This is a genomic window from Bacillus sp. FSL K6-1006 (assembly GCF_038593175.1).
GTDB classification, from domain to species: Bacteria; Bacillota; Bacilli; order Bacillales; family Bacillaceae; genus Bacillus; species Bacillus safensis.
Window position 1 is genome coordinate 2,858,597 of record NZ_CP151970.1, and the last position, 18,806, is coordinate 2,877,402.

The following is an 18,806-nucleotide window of genomic DNA, read 5'->3' on the forward strand; positions in this document are numbered from 1 at the left end:
TCTTTTGAACACGCTAAACATCTATGTCCACATAAAGACAAGCTTCCTCCATCGAAAGCTCGTCTTTATGATACTATATTTTTTTCAAAAAAAGATTATGACATCAAACCTTTTCTTCTTTATACAAATTGGACCGCATTTTGAACCAATCAAATAAGTGAGTCGTGATGACCTTCAGAACGGCATACGTCGGAATAGCGACAATGATGCCGACCACGTTGAACAATTTACCAGCTGTTAATATAACAAAAATAATCGTAATGGGATGAATATGAAGGTTTTTCCCCATCACCTGAGGAGAAATGAATTTCCCTTCAACGAGCTGAACCACTGTCCAGACTATAATAAGTTTTAGCAGCATTACTGGTGACGTCACAAGTGCAATCACAATCGCTGGTGTAATCGCAATTGTTGGACCAAGGTATGGCACTATGCTTGTACATGCAGCAATGATAGCGAGCAGCAGCGCATAGTCAAGTCCAATGATCATATAACCGATTAACAGAAGAACACCGATACAGAAGCTGACAATGATCTGTCCGCGAATATACGAGCTTAGACGGTGGTTCATTTCGTGAAGCATGATATGTGTATGTTCCCTCATTTTACTTGGGAAAAATTTCAATAGATAGTCAGGCAGCTTTTTGCCGTCTTTTAATAGATAAAACAGAATAAACGGCACAGTCACGATCGAGATAATGACTTCTGTGAGCGCCCCTAAGAATGTTCCTACACCGGTAAAGGTGCTTTCCAAAATCTTCGTCGCTTGACTGGATGCTTTACTTACCAATTCAGACACGTTAAAGTTCATCGAGTTTTGCACTTGATTAATAAAGTTACTTCCTGTTAATTGTCTAATTTGATCTTCTACCGTATCGACGTATTTCGGAAGATTATGAAATAGACTCATGGTTTGAGCTTGTAAAAAAGGAATAATGGACACGATGGTCACTGTAATAATCCCAATAATGACAATATATAAAAGCAAAATGGAATAGATCCGCTTGATTCTTGCTTTCTCTAACAAGTTAACAATTGGATTTAATAAATAATACACGACTCCCGTTAAAATAATCGGTAAGGCAATGGTTTTGACGAGTACAATGAGCGGTGTGAAAATAAATGATGTTTTCATGAAAACTAGGATATTCAATCCAATTAATAACAGGACGAGTAAAAAGAGAACAAACTTGTTATCAAGAAAAAATTTTCTAAATCGACTGCTCCACATTTGCATAGAATTCATATTGTTCCTCCAAACACGGGCTATTTTATGAGTAAATTGTACACTACTTGATCATGATTATGGTCGTCATTGTTTGAGCTTTTTTTCCCATTTTGCAATGGACATTGCCCATACAATGAGAATCGGCTGTCCAATAAGCCTTATCCATAGCAAGGCTTGTTCTGTATTTTCTTGACCTGGAAATGGTATTCCCTCACGAGCAGCAAATAAGTTTGCAGGGAAAATGAGTACAAGATAGACAGCAATGGATTTTGCCGCTGCAATCCTGACATTTGGCAAAAGCAGCAGCACGGCCAGCAGCCATTCAAGACATGCAGTCGCATAGACCATTACATATGGAAATGGCCAGCCTGGCATCATGCGGGCAAAGCCGCTCGGCTCTATCACATGAAAAATACCAGCCGCTATGAATAAAAGCGCAAAGATGTATGTACTTCCTATATGCAGGACGCGCTTCATGTTTCCTCCTCTCCCTTCTATCCTGAGTATTACCCGAAGAAGGAAGAAACTACCCACTTTTCGTACATTTATATCCTTTATGTAAGACGCATCAGCCTATATAAAGGTTTCATCCGCTTTGCAATAAAAAGAATATTCTTTCATACAAACGCTTTCAAAGCATGTATAATCAGAGAAAAGCAGAAGGAGGGAATCACATGATTCGATTTGCTGTCATCGGAACGAACTGGATTACAGATCGGTTCTTACAAGCTGGTGAAGAACTAGCTGATTTTACATGTACAGCCGTCTATTCACGGTCCGCTGAAAAAGGACAGGCCTTTGCCGAAAAATATGGGATTGATACGGTTTTTACGAACTTACAACAAATGGCAGAAAGTGATACGTTTGATGCCGTGTATATCGCGAGTCCAAATGCCCTTCATAAAGAGCAAGCCATGTTGATGATGGGGCATCAAAAGCATGTTTTATGCGAAAAACCATTCGCCTCTCATCGAAAAGAAGTGGAAGAAATGATTGCCGCAGCGAAAAAACATCAAGTGTGTTTGATGGAAGCGATGAAAACGACATTTCTGCCTAATTTCCTTCAAATCAAACAGCATCTTGATCAGCTTGGACCTATCAGGCAAGTGGTCGCGCATTACTGTAAATATTCTTCAAGATACGATGCCTATCGAAGCGGCGAGCTTCCAAATGCCTTTAAGCCTGAGCTATCCAACGGTTCTTTAATGGATATCGGGGTGTACCTCGTTTACCCAGTCATATACTTATTTGGTTTGCCGAATCAAATCACCGCAAGAGGCTATAAGCTTTCTTCTGGTGTGGATGGGAACGGTTCAGTCCTTTTACAGTATGACGGGCATCAAGCACTTCTTTTTCATTCTAAAATTTCAACGTCTCATTTATCGGCTGAAATTCAAGGCGAGGATGCCACCATGGTGATTGATCAATTCCACCGTCCTTCACGAATCACGATACACGACCGTGACGGACATCAAACTGACATCTCTCTCAAAGATGATCAGCCAGCTATGTCTTATGAAATCAATCATTTTATTGAGTGTATTCAGCAGGGAATGGGGCAGTCTCCTGTCAATACATTTGCCCTATCTGTTCAAACCATGTCCGTCATGGACGAAGCGAGAAGACAAATGGGTGTGTTGTATCCTGCCGACAGACAAAATGTATAGGGCATGAAATGATGAACAAAGGGCGAAATTTTTTTGTTCGCCCTTTGTTTCGTGTCAGTCGTTTATTTTGCGGCTAACACATCCGCAAATGCTTTCACATACGGCGGAAGGTCCGGCGGGCGTCTGCTGGAGATGAGGTGGCCATCTGTGACAACTGCCTCATCGAACCAGTCCGCACCAGCATTTGTCATATCATCTTTAATACCAGGTGTACTTGTCACTCGTCTGCCTTTCAGGATTCCTGCTGATATCAGCACCCAGCCGGCATGACAAATCTGACCGATTGGTTTTGCCTTCGCATCAAATGTACGGACGATGTCTAATACTTCTGGATAACGGCGCAGTTTATCAGGCGCCCATCCGCCAGGGACTAGCACAGCATCATAATCATCAGCTTGAATGGAATAAAAATCTGCATCAGATACCGCCGGCACACCATACTTCCCGATGTACTCATGATTTGCTTTTTCACCTACAAGATGGACAGTCGCCCCTTCTTCTCTTAAACGCAGAACCGGATACCATAGCTCTAAATCTTCAAAATCATCGCTGACAAACGCAATGACCTTCTTATCTGATAAACGCATACTATCTCTCCTCTTCTTTCGATTTCCTCTATTGTACGAGATGTCCTCTTAAAAAGAAAAGCGGTTCCCCTTGAGGAGAACCACTTGACCTTATTCGCTGATCTTGAATTTTTTAATTAAATCACGTAATTCTTCCGCCATTTGGGAAAGAGTTGTGGATGAAGAACTAATCTCTTCCATAGAAGCAAGCTGCTCTTCAGCAGATGCTGCGATATCTTGGATGCTTGCTGAACTCTCTCTTGATACATCTGCAATTTCATTTACTGCTTTAGAAATTTGCTCAGATCCTTTCGACAGCTCGCGCACCGTTGTATTCATTTCATTCATTCTTGCTGCGATTTCCGCTGTTTGCTCATTTATTTGTGAGAAACTTTCTTTCGTTTGATCTGTAATAGTAAGACCACTTTTCACTTCTTCATTCACTGCTTTGAACATATTTTGAGATGTTTCGATTTCAGTAACGATTTCATTCACAAGCTTTTCAATCTCTTTTGCTGAATCCGATGATTGAACCGCTAGTTTACGCACTTCTTCCGCAACAACAGAGAAGCCTCTGCCTGATTCACCTGCGCGTGCTGCTTCAATGGCAGCATTTAGTGCAAGTAAATTCGTTTGATCCGCAATGCCGTTAATCACGCCTAGGATGTTTGTGATATCTTTTGATTTATGCTCTAGCCCGTTGATCACGCCTTCAGCTTCTTTCACTGAATGGTCTATCGTCTTCATTTGGCCAACAGTCTGCTCCACAAGCTGTCCGCCTGTTTCTGCGACTGTTTTTGATTGAACAGATGACGCTGTGATGACATCAGACGTTTCGGCAACTTCGTTCAGTCCTTCATTCATTTGTTTTAAATGAACCGCGCTTTGTTCCACCATTTCGCTTTGATTTTCGTTGCCGTTAGAGAATGTTTCAATAGATGATGTGATATGTTCGGTTGCTTTAGTTGTTTGACCTGCGCTTGCCGTCAGTTCTTCAGATGATGAAGCAACATTCTCAACAGATGTTTGTACTGCTTGAATGACATCTCTTAGGGACTCACTCATTTCATTAAAGCTTGTGCCAAGCTGTCCAATTTCATCTTTTGAGCGGACATCAATTTTTTCTGTTAAATCTCCCTGACTGATCTTCTTCGAAGAAGAGACAAGAGTGGAAAGTGGTTTTGTAATGGAACGGATGATAAAGAAGATCAGAATCCCGCCAATGATAAGCGCGCCGGCTAAAATGATGGCGGCCATGTTAAAGACTGGCTGTGCAGCTTCTTCTACTTCACTGACAAACATCGTCCCGACAATTTTCCAGCCAGTCGCCTTGTTTGTGGTGAACTCCATTTGCTTTTCTTTTCCTTCAAACATATAGCTCATAGATCCGTTATCTTGTGAATACATTTTTTCTAACCATTCACCAGATAATTTTGTTCCTGCTTTTTTCGTTGGATGTGCCACATATGTACGGTCTGGACTTCCAATAAAGGCATAGCCTTGTTTCCCAATGTTAATGCTATTGGACTCTTTAACTAGATTCGCAATGTCTAGGTTCATCGCGATGACGCCTGATCCATCCTCTAGTTTTTTAGAAATGGTTACCACAAGTGTACCGGTTGAAGCCGTTGCATATGGGGCTGAAACAGACAGCTCACCGTTTTTCGCCCAGCCGTCTTTGTACCAATCCCTCTCAGTTGCGACATAACCTGCAGGCATTTTTTGATTAGGATATCTTGAAAACACTTTGCCGTCACTTGAAGCGACAAAAATGCCTTCTGTGTCATCATTCATACTCATGAACTGCTCAAAGCGTCCTTGAATATCGGTCGTTCCTTTTTGCTTGAGCTTTTTCTCCGTGATCCATTTGCTAAAGAAATCGGCTGCGTCTGTTTTCACTTTGACAACCTTCGTAATATTTTTATCTAGCTGCTCTACGTTTTCCTTTGCACTTTGCATAATTTGATCATTTAAAGAGGTGCTTGCCGTATGGTATGAAGAGAATGCCAATACAATGATTGGACATAAAAGAATAAATAAGAAAGAGAATACGAGCTTTTTTGAAATAGATGGCTTTCTGAAATACTGTATGAATTTCATAAAAAAGAAAACTCCTTTTAGTAAGATAGTATATATATCGGAAGTACTACTAGGTTCTTTACTTTTTTAACTTATTAAAGTCTAAATAAGTCCAAATTACCCAATTTATATGCATCGAATGGAAAAACACCTGACGTTTTGGCGTCAGGTGCTTAAGATTGTTGACAAAGGGCTAAAATGTTCTTGATTTTAGCCCTTTGTCTTCTTTTTCAGTGTGATAGAAAACCTTTGCAGTCTAGGAAGGACGAGTACCGGAGCGGAGCGAATAAAAGATTCGTGAGCACCGGCACGCAGACCTGACACCAAATGCGAGGGTTTGTCTACACGCTGAAACACCTGACGTTTTGGCGTCAGGTGTTTCGCTACTCTCTTACATTTTAAATTGTTTAATAAGCTCCCTTAGTTCTTCTGCCATCTGAGATAAAGTGGCAGAAGATGAGCTGATCTCTTCCATAGATGCAAGCTGTTCTTCTGCTGATGCCGCGATATCTTGGAAGCCTGCTGAGCTTTCTCTTGAGAGCTCTTTGATTTGATTCACCGCATGAGAAATATCATTTGAGCCATGCGATAGCTCTTCGGCTGATCTGTTCATTTGTTTCATTTGTTCTGTCATTTCTGATGTTTTATCAGTGATTTTCTCAAAACTCACTTTCGTTTCATCTGTAATGTTTAATCCAGATTGTACTTCACCTGCTACTTGTTTAAACATTTTCTGCGATTTTTCTATTTCCTCCACAATTTCGTTCGTCAGGCTTTCAATTTCTTTTGAAGAGCTTCCTGACTGCTCTGCCAGCTTGCGGACTTCTTCTGCGACAACAGAGAAGCCTCTGCCTGCTTCACCTGCTCGTGCGGCTTCGATCGCAGCGTTTAAAGCAAGGAGATTCGTTTGATCCGCAATACCGTTGATGACCCCAAGAATGTTTGTAATATCCTTTGATTTCTGCTCCAAGCCTGCAATGACAAGCTCTGCTTCTTTTACTGCCTGCTCAATCGTTTGCATTTGACCTGCTGTTTTTTGAACGAGTTCTCCTCCAGCCTGAGCAGTTTTGCTCGATTCGATCGACGATTCCATCATATGAGAGGTTGTGTCGACCATATGCGATAAGCTCCGATCCATTTCGTTTAACTGAACTGAGCTTTTTTCGATCATATCATTTTGATGTTCAGTGCTGTTTGAGAACTGTTCAATAGATGATGTGATATGCTCGGTCGCTTGAGCTGTCTGTCCTGCACTTGCCGTTAACTCTTCAGACGAAGCAGCAACATTTTCAATGGAATTTTGGACAGCTTGAATGACTTGTTTCAGCTTTGCTGACATGTCGTTAAAGCTCTGCGCTAGCTTACCAATTTCATCGTGCGTACGAACTTCAATATGCTGGGTCAAATCACCTTGACTGATTTTTTCAGCCGATTCAGAGAGCTCTATCAGTGGCTTTCGAATCGATTTAATAATAAAATAAATCGCGATTCCGCCAATGGCAATCGCAGCCGCAAGAATGATCATTGTTAAGTCGAGCACTGGCTGTGCGGCTTCTTTTACTTCATTCACATACATCGTTCCAGCAAGCTTCCAGCCGGTTGCTTCATTTGTGTCAAAAAACATTTGCTTCGGCTGGCCATTGTATTCATATTCAAAGCTGCCTTCTTTTTTATCATATAGTTTTGAGATGAAGTCACCAGTCAGCTTTGTCCCAGCCTTATCGGTTTTATGGGCCACATAACGCTGATCTGATGTGGCGATAAACGCATAGCCTTCTTGGCCAATTTTGATGCTGTTTGTATCTTTTACAACCGTATTTAAGCGTACATTCACCCCGATCACACCAGATCCATCTGCTAGCTGTTCTGATATTGTGATGAGCAGGTCATCTGATGACTTATCGGCAAAAGGATCTGAAATGATGAGTTTCTTCTCTCCCATCGATTTCTGAAACCAAGTTTCATTTTTTGCGCTCTTTGCATTACCTTTGTGAATCTCCGAATATTCAGTTAGTTTACCATTTTGATCTGCAACAAATACTTCTACTACATCGTCATCTGTTTCCGATAATTGCTCTAATTTCACTTTGAGTAAATCTTTGTTTTTAGCAGTCAATTCACCCTTTTTGATCGATTTAGATAAGTATGAAACCATGTCAATTTTAGGCTGTATATCTTTATTAATGAGTTCGTTTAATTGTTGAACACCATTTGCAGCACTAGACATAATCTCATCATTAAGAGACTTTGATGCCACTTCATAAGAAAATGCAGCCAATACGAGAATTGGCACTAGGAGAATCGCTAAGAATGCAGTAATTAATTTCTTCGACATCGTAAAGTGCTTAAAAAAGTTGATTTTTTTCATGACTCTACTCCTTTTGATTTATGATTTGTGGTCTTCCTCTTCTATTCTTAGGTAATATGAATTATTTTTCAAGGAATAATGTTCAAAAAACCCAAAAAATAAGTATAATTACCCATTTCTTTTGATTTACTCAATGAAAAAGAGCCTCTATCTGGAGGCTCTTTTCTTCCTGTCTATTCAACCTTAAATTTGCTAATTAAATCGCGTAATTCTTCTGCCATCGAAGAGAGTGTGGCAGAGGACGAGCTGATTTCTTCCATTGATGCCAGCTGTTCTTCTGCTGAAGCCGCAATGTCTTGAATATTTGCCGAGCTTTCACGTGATACGTCTGCGATCTCACGAACAGCCTCTGACACATGTGCCGAGCCTTTTGAAAGCTGAACAACGGTTTGATTCATTGTTTGAAGCTGGTCAGAAATTTCTTTTGTCATTTCGAAAATATTGTGGAAGCTTACTTTCGTTTGTTCAGTGAAGCTTAGGCCTGATTGAACTTCTCGATTCACTGCAGTGAATACTTCCTGTGATACGTCGATGTCTTGCACGATTTCTTTAATCAAATTCTCAATTTCTTTTGCCGAGTTGGCAGATTGAACCGCCAGTTTTCTTACTTCTTCTGCTACAACGGAGAAGCCTCTGCCAGATTCACCAGCTCTTGCTGCCTCAATCGCTGCATTTAGCGCAAGTAAATTCGTTTGATCGGCAATTCCATTGATGACACCGAGAATTTGGGTAATGTCTTTCGATTTACTTTCAAGTGCACTGATGACATTCTCTGCTTTTTTCACGGACTGATCAATGACATTCATTTGAGAAGCGGTTTTTTCAACAAGCTGGCCGCCTTCCCCTGCGATATCTGTTGATTTGATCGATGAAGCAGTAATGGATTCAGCCGATTCATTCATATTCTGAAGACCGCGGTTCATTTCCTCTAACTCTTCTGAGCTCAATTCGACTTTATCATTTTGGCTTTCATTTCCGCTGGAGAATTGTTCAATGGCTAGTGTAATATGCTCTGTTGCTTTACTTGTTTGTCCTGCGCTGGCAGTCAGTTCTTCTGATGAAGATGCGACATTCTCGACTGAAGTTTGAACGGCTCCAATGAGAGATCGCAATGAGTCAATCATCGTATTAAAGCCTTTACCAACTTGTCCAATTTCGTCATCTGACTGGATCTGAAGCTTATCGCGTAAATCACCTTCGCTGACTTTTTTCGAGAAGCGGGCAAGATTGGATAATCTTTTTGAAATAGAGCGGACGATAAAGAAAATGAGGGTTCCTGCAACAATGAGTGTGACACTGAATACGATAATGGCTGTATTGAAAACGGGCTTTGCCGCTTCTTCTACTTCAGATACGAGCATCGTTCCACCAATTTTCCAGCCGGTTAATTCATTGGTGACATATGCAACCTTTTTATCTGTTCCTTTGAGGGTATAGCTGCCGCTTCCTTCTTTATTTTTAAAAATAATACTGGCCAGATTTTCATTGACTTGACTTCCTGGCTTTTGGGTTGGATCTGCTAAAACTGTTTTATCTTTCTCCATGATGAAAGCATAGCCTTTTTGCCCAATTTTGATTTCTTTTAGTTTTTGGAGCAGGCTGTCAATTTCCATATCAAGACCAATGACACCTGAACCATCTTTCATTTTTTGGGCAATTGTGATAACCATTTTGCCTGTGGATGCTGCTACATATGGTTTTGTGATGACTTGTTTGCCGTTTTCTGCTTTCAATGCCTCTTGATACCATGGACGTTCTCTTGGATCGTAGCCATCTGGCATCTTTTGAACTGGATATTGCATAAACAATCCCTTTTCAGAGCCTGCATAGATTGCGGATACATCTTTTTCATTGATTTTTCCAAATTGCTGTAATTCTTTAATGGTCGCATTTCTATTTTTTTCTTGAAGATTAGACGCTTTGAGCGAGTCTGAAAACAGTGTCACAGCATCTGATTTGTTGCCAATATTCTCATTGATTAAGGTATCAAATGCATTAACCTGACTCATCGCACTGCCCATAATCTGTTTGTCTAGCTCTGTCTTTGATGTAAAAAACGCACTAATTGTCAGTGCCACAGTTGGCAGAATAAGGACGACCAAAAAGGCAATGATTAATTTCTTTGAAATGGATGGTTTTTTGAACCATTGGATCATTTTTCCCATTTTAACTTTCCCCCTTTACTTCTCTAAAGTTATTATCGGATGAAAGGTTTATTTTTAGAGGCTGGAAGGGAGGTTTAAAAATAAAAAAAATATCCAGACAATTCTGGATATCTTTTCATCATCATTTAATTAATTTTAAATTGACTTGTGAGCTCTTTTAGTTCCTCTGCCATGTTGGCAAGTGTCACAGAGGAAGATGTGATTTCTTCCATAGATGCTAGCTGCTCTTCTGCAGAAGCCGCAATGTCCTGAATGTTTGCTGCGCTTTCTCTCGAGACTTGGCGCATCTCCTGCATCGCTTGTGAAACAAGCTTTGAACCGCTTGATAGGTCAATGGCTGTATCGTTTAATTGCGACAGTTTTTTCGACATTCCTTCTGCCGCCTCATAAATGTGCTGGAAGCTTTCTTTTGCTTCCTCTGTCATACCGAGTCCTGCGTTTACTTCTCGATTGACTGCTTTGAACATATCTTGAGATTTAGCAATTTCTAGCACAATTTCTTGGATGAGCTTCTCAATTTCTTTCGCTGAATCTGCGGATTGGACTGCTAGTTTTCTCACTTCTTCTGCAACGACGGAGAATCCGCGTCCTGATTCACCTGCTCTTGCTGCTTCAATTGCTGCATTAAGTGCAAGTAAATTCGTTTGATCCGCGATGCCATTAATGACATTTAAAATACTCGTAATATCTTTAGACTTGTATTCTAATTCTTTCATGACCTGCTCTGCTTCTTGTACAGATGTATCAATATGTTTCATTTGGCTTGCTGTGCTTTCAACAATTCGGCCGCCTTGACCAGCAGCTTCTGTTGATTGAATAGAGACAGCAGCCACTTCAGATGAGGTTTGTGACATATCTTGTAATCCTTCGTTCATTGCCACAAGCTGATTCGTACTAGATTCGACTTTCTCGTTTTGTGCTTCATTTCCATTTGAAAATTGTTCAATTGACATCGTGATATGCTCTGTTGCTTGACTTGTTTGGCTGGCACTTGCCGTCAGCTCCTCTGAAGCCGAAGCCACGTTGTCGACAGATTGCTGTACAGCGCGAATGACTTCACGAAGAGATTCACTCATCTTGCTGAAGCTTCTTGTGAGATCTCCTATTTCATCCTTCGATTTGGTTTCGAGGGTTTCTGTTAAATCCCCTTCACTCACTTTTTCTGAGAAATCAACAAGCCTTCTCAGTCCAATGGTAATCGAGCGAACAATGAAGAAGATAGCGACACCGCCAAGGATAAATGAAGAAATTAAAAGAATAATGGCAGAATTCCAAACTGGCTGTGCTGCTTCTTCTGTTTCTGATACAAACATCGTTCCAGCAATTTTCCAACCTGTTAAATCATTTGTGACAAAAACGATACGTTTTTGTTCTCCTTTATTCTCATAAGTTGATGTTCCTTCTTTGCCGCTGTAAAGGATTGATGAAATATTTCCTGTGACCTCAGATCCTGACTTTTCTTCTGGATGGGCTACAATTTGTTTGCTTTTATTTGCAATAATTGGATATCCTTCTCGTCCAATTTTAATTTCTTTGATTTTATCAACAATGTCTTGCACATCAATGTCGATTCCGATCGCTCCCGACCCGTCCTTCAGGCGCTGGGCAATCGTGACCACCATGCCGTTTGTTGTAGCAGAAATGTATGGATTGGTGACAACTGGCTCACCTTTTTCATCCTGCATCGCTTGCTGATACCAATCGCGTGTTGTTGGGTCATAGCCTTTTGGCATGTCTACTTTAGGAAACTGAATGAAATCACGATTTTTACTTGCTGCATAAAATCCAACCACATCATCTTCGTTGATTTTGCTGTATATTTCAAAATGCTCATACAGTTCGTCCTGGTTTTTCTTTTTAAAGTCTGCAGCAGTAGTTGTTTGAGTAAAAAGTTTCACCGCGTTTTCTTTATTCAAAAGCTTTTGCTCGATCATGTCATTCATATCATTGACTCTTGCTTTTGCTCCGTACATGATTTCATGATCTAATTCTTCTTTGGCAATCTGATATGAAATCGTACTGAGTGTAATGATTGGCAAGACGAGAACAAGTGTGAATGAAATAATCAGTCTTTTGGAAATCGATGGTTTTTTCAACCATTTTATTGCACTTTTCATGTTTTTCCTCCTTTTAAACGATATGTTTTATATCGGACATCTTCATAGTATTTTCATGTTTTTCAAATAAAAAGGATGCTATTTTGTTTATTTTCACAAATTGATTCCTTGCCCAAGCACCCTGCATACGCTAATACAAAAGGGGGCGCTTTTCATATGATTATCCTTTCAGGACAGCCAGTGACAAATGAGCAGCTGGCATCGTTTCAGCTAGAGGGACAAAAGCGGATCATTTTGATGCAGTTACAGGCCTCGAATGATACGTTCCGCTATAGGCAAGCATCTGATTTGTTATTTGAGGTCACTTTAAGATCGAACATTATGAATGCTGCAAGAGATTTGAATAAAAGCGGTGCCTCATTCGCCATCTTTCAAAGGTCGCGTGCAAATGATGCGTTTTGGCGTGTGTCGGAAGCAGGAGCACTAGAGCTGCGCTATCAAGTGGAGCCATCAAGAGGCATTCAAGACATTTTTGAAAATGGTTCAAAATATGCATTTGAATGCGCAACAGCGATTGTCATTGTGTTTTATATGGGGGTTTTGCAAACAGTAGGAGAGGAGAAGTTTAATCGAAGACTTCGCAGTTTAACACTGTATGACTGGCACTATGATACTTTGTCGATTTATACAGAGCGCGGGAATGATTTTATCTATGGGGATTGTTTATATTTCGAAAATCCAGAGTTTAGCTATCAGCAGTCGCAATGGCGCGGGGAAAATGTGATTTACTTAGGAGAAGATCAATATTACGGTCATGGACTTGGAATTTTAACAGCAGCAGAAATTATCGACAAACTGAATAAGAGAAGACGGCCAGGTGCGGTTCAATCCGCTTATTTATTACCGCAGACTACCCGGATGGATGTAATTTATCTCAGGCAAATGTTTGGCAGCTAAAAAAAGCCTCTTGTCTATTGGTTATGACAAGGGGCTTCTGTATGCCTTGCGTTTACGATAATTTTGGAGTGTGCCAAGCATCGTGTTCGCAAGGACCTCCATTTCTTCTAAATCTTTTCTTGTGACCGGCGAGTCGTGCCGGCTCCATTTCACGTATCGAACAAAATAGTAATGACGAATGGGCGTAAGGACAGCAGGAGAATGAGGGAAATCATCAAACCAAAATTCAATCTGGCCTTTTTTTCGGTAGGAATGTTTTAAGATGTCCATCCTGTCACACCACCCATCATGATTTTATGTCTGCGTCAGTTCGTGCATGATGTCTTCAACGCTTAAAATCGAGTGAATACGTCCAACGCCCTGTCCTGCCCACAGAGCCATTTGATCAGGGTTACCGCCGGCAGCAGCTGCTTTTCGCATCGGTGTTGTGCATACATGCTGAACTGGGTAAGGAAGAACCCTATCTTCATGCAGACTTTCATCCTCCATCCACTGATTCACAATACCTCTCGCTCTTTTCCCAGAAAAAAGCCTTGTCACCCTTGTTTCACTGCCTTCTGCCTGTAAAATGGCTTTCTTGTATACCTCTGCCGCAGCACTTTCCTGGCTGGCTAAAAATCGTGTGCCGATTTGAACCGCATCCGCTCCAAGCGCTAGCGCTGCTTTCATACCTAATCGGTTCGTGATGCCTCCTGCAGCTATCAAAGGCACACGGCAGAGCGGTTTGACGTCAGAGATCAGACTGATCAGCCCCACCAAGGCGTCTCCTTTTGCATGTAAAAATGTGCCGCGATGTCCCCCTGCTTCACTTCCTTGCAGCACAATGGCATCCATTCCTTTTTCCTCTAGAAGCAGTGCTTCCTCTTTTGTTGTCGCCGTTCCGATTAAAAAGATTCCCTTTTGTTTTAGGTGGTGAATCGTTTGTTCATTTGGACAGGCGAATGTAAAGGAAACGATCGGAACGTCTTCTTCCAGAAGAATGTTGATTTTCCGTTCAAAATCATCCCACAACTCTTCTTCGCTTGGCATCCTATGAGCTTCGGGCCATACAGGCAGTCTCTTCTCCCAAAACGCCACATCCTCTTTTTTCACATCTGGAATTGGCTCTGGTACAAACACATTGACCTGAAACAGGCAAGATGTCAGCTGTTTGACCTGTCTAATCTGCTGTCTCAAATCGTCAGGCTGCACATATCCACTTGCCAAGCTGCCAAGCCCTCCGTAATTTGAAACAGCGGCTGCCAGCTGCGGTGTCACAGCTCCTCCTGCCATTGGTGCTTGGATGATTCCATGTTCGATTTGCAGTAACTTTTTGATGTCCCCCATTTATTTCCCCCATCTCTTACTCGTTTGACGACACTTGTACATAAAAATGACGATGCCTCGGCCCGTCAAACTCACAGAAATAGATTCCCTGCCACGTGCCAAGCACAAGATCTCCATCATGAATGAGAACATGCTGAGACGCCCCCATATAACTCGCTTTCATATGTGCAGCCGTATTTCCTTCCATATGGCGATCCTTTGGATGTTCCCACGGAAAAACTTCATCAAGCCGGCGAAGCATATCTCGTTTCACATCTGGATCCGCATTTTCATTAATGGTGATCCCTGCTGTCGTATGTGGACAATAGACGATGACAGTTCCGTTTTGTATGCCTGTTTCCCTGACATATTGGAGAACCTCATGTGTGACGTCGATCATATCATCGCGTCTGTCTGTTTGTAGATTGATTTTTTTCATATGAGCTGCTCCTTTTTCACGTTTCTATAAAAACCATACCCTTTTTATGTGAAACAAATCTTCTTATCTAAAGTTTACCAAGCAAAAAAACCTCGTCAAGCAATGCGAGGTTTTTAAGAAAAGTGAACCTTTTTGACTTCAATGGTTCGAATATGGTGGTCTTCAGCATCAATGATCGTAAATTCACAGCCTTCTGCTTCAATCGTATCCCCAATGTCAAAATCAAATTTATGCGTCATCATCCAGCCAGCAATTGTATCAACATCATCATTCTCAATGGCTAAATCCAATAAATCATTTACTTCATCAATCAATGCTTTCCCATCCATCACATAATGAAAATCACCTTTTTTAACGATGTGAGGTGTTTCATCCTGATCATATTCATCTCGAATCTCTCCGACAATTTCCTCTAATATGTCCTCCACTGTGACAAGTCCCGCTGTACCTCCGTATTCGTCTACGAGCACTGACATATGAATCCGTTCCTTTTGCATCAAAATGAGCAATTCTTGAACAGGGGTGCTTTCAATCACTCGGATCACCGGACGCATTAAGTCTTCAATCGATACATCTTGATTTAGAAAGCTGGCCTTAAATACATCTTTGCTGTTAATAACACCAATCACATGATCTTTGTCTTCTTTAATAACAGGGTAGCGTGTGTACCTTTCGTTCAGCATATAATGGGTCACGTCTTCTAAGGTCTGTTCAATCTCTATAGCTGAAATTTCTGTACGCGGAATCATGATCTCTCTTGCCACTCGGTTATCAAATTCAAAGATTTTATTCACATATTTGTACTCAGATTGGTTAATCTCACCCTTCTCATAGCTTTCAGATAAAATGAGACGCAATTCTTCCTCACTGATCGCCACTTCATGTTCTTTGACAGAATGATAACCAAATAATTTCACGATGCTTCGTGCAGCCCCATTTAATGCCTTAATAAACGGGTACATGACTTTATAGAAAAAGATGAGTGGTTTTGCTGTCACAAGGCTGACCGCCTCTGCCTTTTGAATGGCAATTGTTTTAGGCGCGAGTTCTCCCACAACGACATGTAAAAATGTAATGATCACAAATGCGATGATAAACGAAAGGATGTCAGTCAATGCAGAATGAAGCCCGATTTTTTCAAACAGCGGATGCAGAAAATGCTCCACCGTCGGCTCACCCAGCCACCCTAGACCTAAAGCCGTAATGGTAATGCCAAGTTGGCAGGCGGATAAATACTCGTCAAGATTTGATATCAGCTTTTGAACATGAATGGCTCTCTTATCCCCGCTTTCGATCAGCTGGTTGATTTTAGAGCCTCTAATTTTCACAATCGCAAATTCAGTGACAACAAAAAATGCTGTCGCAGCAATGAGTAATATGACTAAAAATACGTTTAAAATGTACAAAAAAACCCTTACCTAACAATGGTAAGGGCTCACCTCCTCTGGCATCAATTAATCATTACGGCCATTTAGGAAGATCATTACAAAACGGAGCAATTCAAACAGGGAGACAAGGGCCGCTGCTACGTACGTCAGAGCTGCAGCATTTAACACCTTGTTCACGCCTCTTTCTTCACTGCTTCTAATGATTCCTTCTGAAACAATGATATCTTTTGCACGAGAACTTGCATTAAACTCGACAGGCAATGTCACAAGCTGAAAGAATACAGCTGCTGAGAACAAAATGATCCCAAGCCCGATTAAGTTAAGGTTGCTGAGCAAAATTCCACCAAGGAAAAGAAGCGGAGCAACACCAGATGCAAAGTTCACGACAGGAAAGATCTTATGTCTCAAAACAAGCGCACCATAGGATTCCTGATGCTGCAAGGCATGTCCAACCTCGTGTGATGCAACTGAAATGGCCGAAATGGAGTGGCCGTAGTACACAGGTTCAGATAAACGAACCTCACGCTGCGTCGGGTCGTAATGATCAGTCAAAGTTCCTCTTACCGGTTCAACGGGCACGTCATATAACCCGTTGCGATCTAAAATATATCGAGCGGTTTCAGCACCTGTTTTCATACTGGATGCTTCCACCTTTGAATACTTTTCAAAATTATTCTTCACTTTAAATTGTGCCCAAAATGATAAACCCAATGCGGCAAACGTTAAAAAATAAAAAAACAGCATGCTCATCAGCTTCCTTTTTATTTTATATATTTATTTACAATTTTAATGACTTTTATGTACCATGTACAGCAAAAAGCACTAGGTCTTTTTTAGGGGAATAACCGCACCAATGAAAAAGAAGAACACACCTAAGCAAGCTGTATAAAAGGTCCCTGTACCATAAAGGTCTTGAAAAAAGTGCAGCCATGAAAAATCATTCATAAAATGATTCACAGCATTTAAATCAAACACGAGTAAGATGACAGCTGATGATAAAAAGTGCACACCAATAAAAAGAAGTACGGTCTTTTGAACAAACGACATTCGAATTCCCTCCTTCTTCTCCCTTATTTTAAGATATGGGTTCTATTTCAATACATGACGAAGATGAAAAAATGTTTCCTCAATCGGGCATACTGACATTAGCAGTCTCCTGAAAGGAAGAGTCCGATGAAATCAAACCGTATCTTTATCGCTTGGCTAAGGTGGCCACTTTATCTTCGAATTGCCATTATCATCTGTTTCTTGCTTCTCTTTTTTGGACAATTAATCGTTTTACTTGAACCGAAGCAGTATCATACAATCTTTGATGGGATCTGGTGGGCACTCATTACAGTCTCTACGGTTGGCTACGGTGATTTTGTGCCGCAAACCATGCCAGGGCAGGTGGCAGGTATGGCGCTCATTTTTATCGGAGCCAGCTTTGTCACCGCTTATTTCGCCACACTTGCCGCCGCTGTGTTCAGCAAGCAGCACCATTATGTTGAGGGCAAGGTAGCCTTTAAGGGGAAAGGACACCTCATTATCGTCGGCTGGAATGAGAAAACGAACAAACTGCTTCAGTCGTTTCAAACGATTGATCCAGCCATGCCGATTGTGCTGATTGATGACTCCTTGAAAGAAGGGCCTCTTTTGGAAAATGTTCATTTTATTAAAGGACATGGGACCGAAGATGTCACACTGCGTAAAGCCAACATTACCGGTGCAGATGCAATCATGATTACCGCGGATCAGCATGAAAATGAAGTGACAGCCGATATGCAGAGTGTTTTAACCTTACTTGCAGCAAAAGGATTAAACCCTTCTCTATATTGTTTAATTGAAATCTTAACAGATCGTTACGTGAAGAATGCCGAGCGTGCTGGCGCCAACAAAGTCATTCATACCTCTGATGCTGTCAATCATTTAATGGTTGAACATTTTCTGATAAAGGAACAGCTTACGGCGTTTAAGAAAAAACGACATATGACGCTGCATAAACACGTCACCATCATACCTGTACCGGCTTCATTGGCTGGAGAAACATTCTTAACGGCGCTCCATCACTTTCTAGAGCATCATGTAATTATCGTTGGCGTACAAAAAAAAGAAGGACCCATGATGAATCCTCCCTTTGGCTATGAGCTTCATCCAGAGGATGAATTGATCAGCCTTTAAAGCAGTGCGTCTTCTAATTCCTTGACGAGCGAAAAGCCAATCTCAGCATAAGCCTTTGATACATCCCCATCTTTCTCTTTTGGTTCTTGGAATTGATTAAAGGATGCACCCACATTTCCAACCATCGCATGATCATCTAACTTATCTTGATAGACATGCTTTAAGAGAAATGGATGTCCCATTTTCACCACAACACCTGGCTGATCGAGCTGGCCTTTCTCGGCTGTAAAAGGAACTCTGAGAAAGGTATAGCCATCACGGTTATCAATTTTATAATCAAAATACCCGTGATCATAATCCCAGTTGCCATTAATGACATAACCGAGCGGCTTCATCGTTTCTTCTAAATGGTAAAGTGAAAAGCTTTCACCAGGCAGCCTGGATGGTACATGAATCATACGAAACCCTCCTTTTTGTATAGGGTTCG

General features: G+C 41.2%; 17 protein-coding genes. 3 read left to right on the forward strand and 14 right to left on the reverse strand.

Going from position 1 to position 18,806, the window contains the following annotated elements; genetic code table 11:
* Positions 1 to 103 precede the first annotated feature (103 nt).
* Positions 104 to 1,246, reverse strand: a complete 1,143-nt coding sequence (locus NSS65_RS15005) for an AI-2E family transporter (protein WP_024423275.1) — start codon at positions 1,244 to 1,246, stop codon at positions 104 to 106.
* Positions 1,247 to 1,312: 66 nt separating this feature from the next.
* A complete protein-coding gene (locus NSS65_RS15010) occupies positions 1,313 to 1,705 on the reverse strand; it encodes a DoxX family protein (RefSeq protein ID WP_034282508.1) in 393 nt (130 codons plus the stop codon).
* Between the two features lie 197 nt (positions 1,706 to 1,902).
* Here NSS65_RS15010 and NSS65_RS15015 point away from each other — a divergent pair, with 197 nt between their 5' ends.
* Complete coding sequence (locus NSS65_RS15015; RefSeq protein WP_034282511.1) at positions 1,903 to 2,895, forward strand: Gfo/Idh/MocA family oxidoreductase; 993 nt, start codon at positions 1,903 to 1,905, stop codon at positions 2,893 to 2,895.
* 62 nt (positions 2,896 to 2,957) lie between these two features.
* Here NSS65_RS15015 and NSS65_RS15020 read toward each other — a convergent pair whose 3' ends face one another.
* The 5 genes from NSS65_RS15020 to NSS65_RS15040 all read right to left on the reverse strand — a co-directional run bounded on the left by NSS65_RS15020 (position 2,958) and on the right by NSS65_RS15040 (position 12,190).
* Positions 2,958 to 3,482: a type 1 glutamine amidotransferase domain-containing protein gene (locus NSS65_RS15020; RefSeq protein WP_034282514.1), complete on the reverse strand. Its 525-nt coding sequence runs from the start codon at positions 3,480 to 3,482 to the stop codon at positions 2,958 to 2,960.
* Between the two features lie 90 nt (positions 3,483 to 3,572).
* On the reverse strand, positions 3,573 to 5,561 hold the full coding sequence (locus NSS65_RS15025; RefSeq protein ID WP_041115847.1) for a methyl-accepting chemotaxis protein: 1,989 nt from the start codon (positions 5,559 to 5,561) through the stop codon (positions 3,573 to 3,575).
* Between the two features lie 370 nt (positions 5,562 to 5,931).
* Entirely contained in the window at positions 5,932 to 7,908 is a 1,977-nt protein-coding gene (locus tag NSS65_RS15030; protein ID WP_041115845.1) for a methyl-accepting chemotaxis protein, read from the reverse strand.
* A gap of 173 nt (positions 7,909 to 8,081) precedes the next feature.
* Positions 8,082 to 10,073, reverse strand: a complete 1,992-nt coding sequence (locus NSS65_RS15035; protein WP_041115843.1) for a methyl-accepting chemotaxis protein — start codon at positions 10,071 to 10,073, stop codon at positions 8,082 to 8,084.
* A gap of 125 nt (positions 10,074 to 10,198) precedes the next feature.
* The gene (locus tag NSS65_RS15040; RefSeq protein ID WP_326135329.1) at positions 10,199 to 12,190 is read right to left on the reverse strand and encodes a methyl-accepting chemotaxis protein; all 1,992 of its coding nucleotides are present in this window, start codon (positions 12,188 to 12,190) and stop codon (positions 10,199 to 10,201) included.
* Positions 12,191 to 12,346: 156 nt separating this feature from the next.
* On the opposite strand from NSS65_RS15040, the gene NSS65_RS15045 reads away from it, so the two are divergent.
* Positions 12,347 to 13,087 carry a protein-glutamine gamma-glutamyltransferase gene (locus tag NSS65_RS15045; RefSeq protein ID WP_041115839.1) on the forward strand — a complete coding sequence of 247 codons (741 nt, stop codon included), beginning with the start codon at positions 12,347 to 12,349 and terminating at the stop codon, positions 13,085 to 13,087.
* Positions 13,088 to 13,108: 21 nt separating this feature from the next.
* Here the strand turns inward: NSS65_RS15045 and NSS65_RS15050 are convergent, their stop codons facing one another.
* The 6 genes from NSS65_RS15050 to NSS65_RS15075 form a co-directional block, all read right to left on the reverse strand.
* Positions 13,109 to 13,357 (reverse strand): hypothetical protein, encoded by a 249-nt coding sequence (locus tag NSS65_RS15050; RefSeq protein WP_034282525.1) that lies wholly within the window; start codon positions 13,355 to 13,357, stop codon positions 13,109 to 13,111.
* Positions 13,358 to 13,381: 24 nt separating this feature from the next.
* Complete coding sequence (locus NSS65_RS15055) at positions 13,382 to 14,413, reverse strand: nitronate monooxygenase (protein WP_326135328.1); 1,032 nt, start codon at positions 14,411 to 14,413, stop codon at positions 13,382 to 13,384.
* Between the two features lie 16 nt (positions 14,414 to 14,429).
* Positions 14,430 to 14,831: a secondary thiamine-phosphate synthase enzyme YjbQ gene (locus NSS65_RS15060; protein WP_034282527.1), complete on the reverse strand. Its 402-nt coding sequence runs from the start codon at positions 14,829 to 14,831 to the stop codon at positions 14,430 to 14,432.
* A gap of 113 nt (positions 14,832 to 14,944) precedes the next feature.
* Entirely contained in the window at positions 14,945 to 16,237 is a 1,293-nt protein-coding gene (locus NSS65_RS15065) for a hemolysin family protein (protein WP_024423287.1), read from the reverse strand.
* A gap of 48 nt (positions 16,238 to 16,285) precedes the next feature.
* Positions 16,286 to 16,960 (reverse strand): zinc metallopeptidase, encoded by a 675-nt coding sequence (locus NSS65_RS15070; protein WP_342467380.1) that lies wholly within the window; start codon positions 16,958 to 16,960, stop codon positions 16,286 to 16,288.
* Between the two features lie 81 nt (positions 16,961 to 17,041).
* Positions 17,042 to 17,266 (reverse strand): hypothetical protein, encoded by a 225-nt coding sequence (locus tag NSS65_RS15075; RefSeq protein WP_024423289.1) that lies wholly within the window; start codon positions 17,264 to 17,266, stop codon positions 17,042 to 17,044.
* A gap of 126 nt (positions 17,267 to 17,392) precedes the next feature.
* Here NSS65_RS15075 and NSS65_RS15080 point away from each other — a divergent pair, with 126 nt between their 5' ends.
* Positions 17,393 to 18,379, forward strand: a complete 987-nt coding sequence (locus NSS65_RS15080) for a potassium channel family protein (RefSeq protein WP_326135327.1) — start codon at positions 17,393 to 17,395, stop codon at positions 18,377 to 18,379.
* Here the strand turns inward: NSS65_RS15080 and NSS65_RS15085 are convergent.
* Entirely contained in the window at positions 18,376 to 18,777 is a 402-nt protein-coding gene (locus NSS65_RS15085; protein ID WP_024423291.1) for a YugN-like family protein, read from the reverse strand. The two genes, NSS65_RS15080 and NSS65_RS15085, sit on opposite strands and share 4 nt — an antisense overlap.
* Between the last annotated feature and the right edge of the window lie 29 nt (positions 18,778 to 18,806).

Coding starts and splice junctions, on each gene's coding strand:
- NSS65_RS15005 (WP_024423275.1), bottom strand. CDS start 1,246: ATGAATTCTATGCAAATGTGGAGCAGTCGATTTAGAAAATTTTTTCTT.
- NSS65_RS15010 (WP_034282508.1), bottom strand. CDS start 1,705: ATGAAGCGCGTCCTGCATATAGGAAGTACATACATCTTTGCGCTTTTA.
- NSS65_RS15015 (WP_034282511.1), top strand. CDS start 1,903: ATGATTCGATTTGCTGTCATCGGAACGAACTGGATTACAGATCGGTTC.
- NSS65_RS15020 (WP_034282514.1), bottom strand. CDS start 3,482: ATGCGTTTATCAGATAAGAAGGTCATTGCGTTTGTCAGCGATGATTTT.
- NSS65_RS15025 (WP_041115847.1), bottom strand. CDS start 5,561: ATGAAATTCATACAGTATTTCAGAAAGCCATCTATTTCAAAAAAGCTC.
- NSS65_RS15030 (WP_041115845.1), bottom strand. CDS start 7,908: ATGAAAAAAATCAACTTTTTTAAGCACTTTACGATGTCGAAGAAATTA.
- NSS65_RS15035 (WP_041115843.1), bottom strand. CDS start 10,073: ATGGGAAAAATGATCCAATGGTTCAAAAAACCATCCATTTCAAAGAAA.
- NSS65_RS15040 (WP_326135329.1), bottom strand. CDS start 12,190: ATGAAAAGTGCAATAAAATGGTTGAAAAAACCATCGATTTCCAAAAGA.
- NSS65_RS15045 (WP_041115839.1), top strand. CDS start 12,347: ATGATTATCCTTTCAGGACAGCCAGTGACAAATGAGCAGCTGGCATCG.
- NSS65_RS15050 (WP_034282525.1), bottom strand. CDS start 13,357: ATGGACATCTTAAAACATTCCTACCGAAAAAAAGGCCAGATTGAATTT.
- NSS65_RS15055 (WP_326135328.1), bottom strand. CDS start 14,413: ATGGGGGACATCAAAAAGTTACTGCAAATCGAACATGGAATCATCCAA.
- NSS65_RS15060 (WP_034282527.1), bottom strand. CDS start 14,831: ATGAAAAAAATCAATCTACAAACAGACAGACGCGATGATATGATCGAC.
- NSS65_RS15075 (WP_024423289.1), bottom strand. CDS start 17,266: ATGTCGTTTGTTCAAAAGACCGTACTTCTTTTTATTGGTGTGCACTTT.
- NSS65_RS15080 (WP_326135327.1), top strand. CDS start 17,393: ATGAAATCAAACCGTATCTTTATCGCTTGGCTAAGGTGGCCACTTTAT.
- NSS65_RS15085 (WP_024423291.1), bottom strand. CDS start 18,777: ATGATTCATGTACCATCCAGGCTGCCTGGTGAAAGCTTTTCACTTTAC.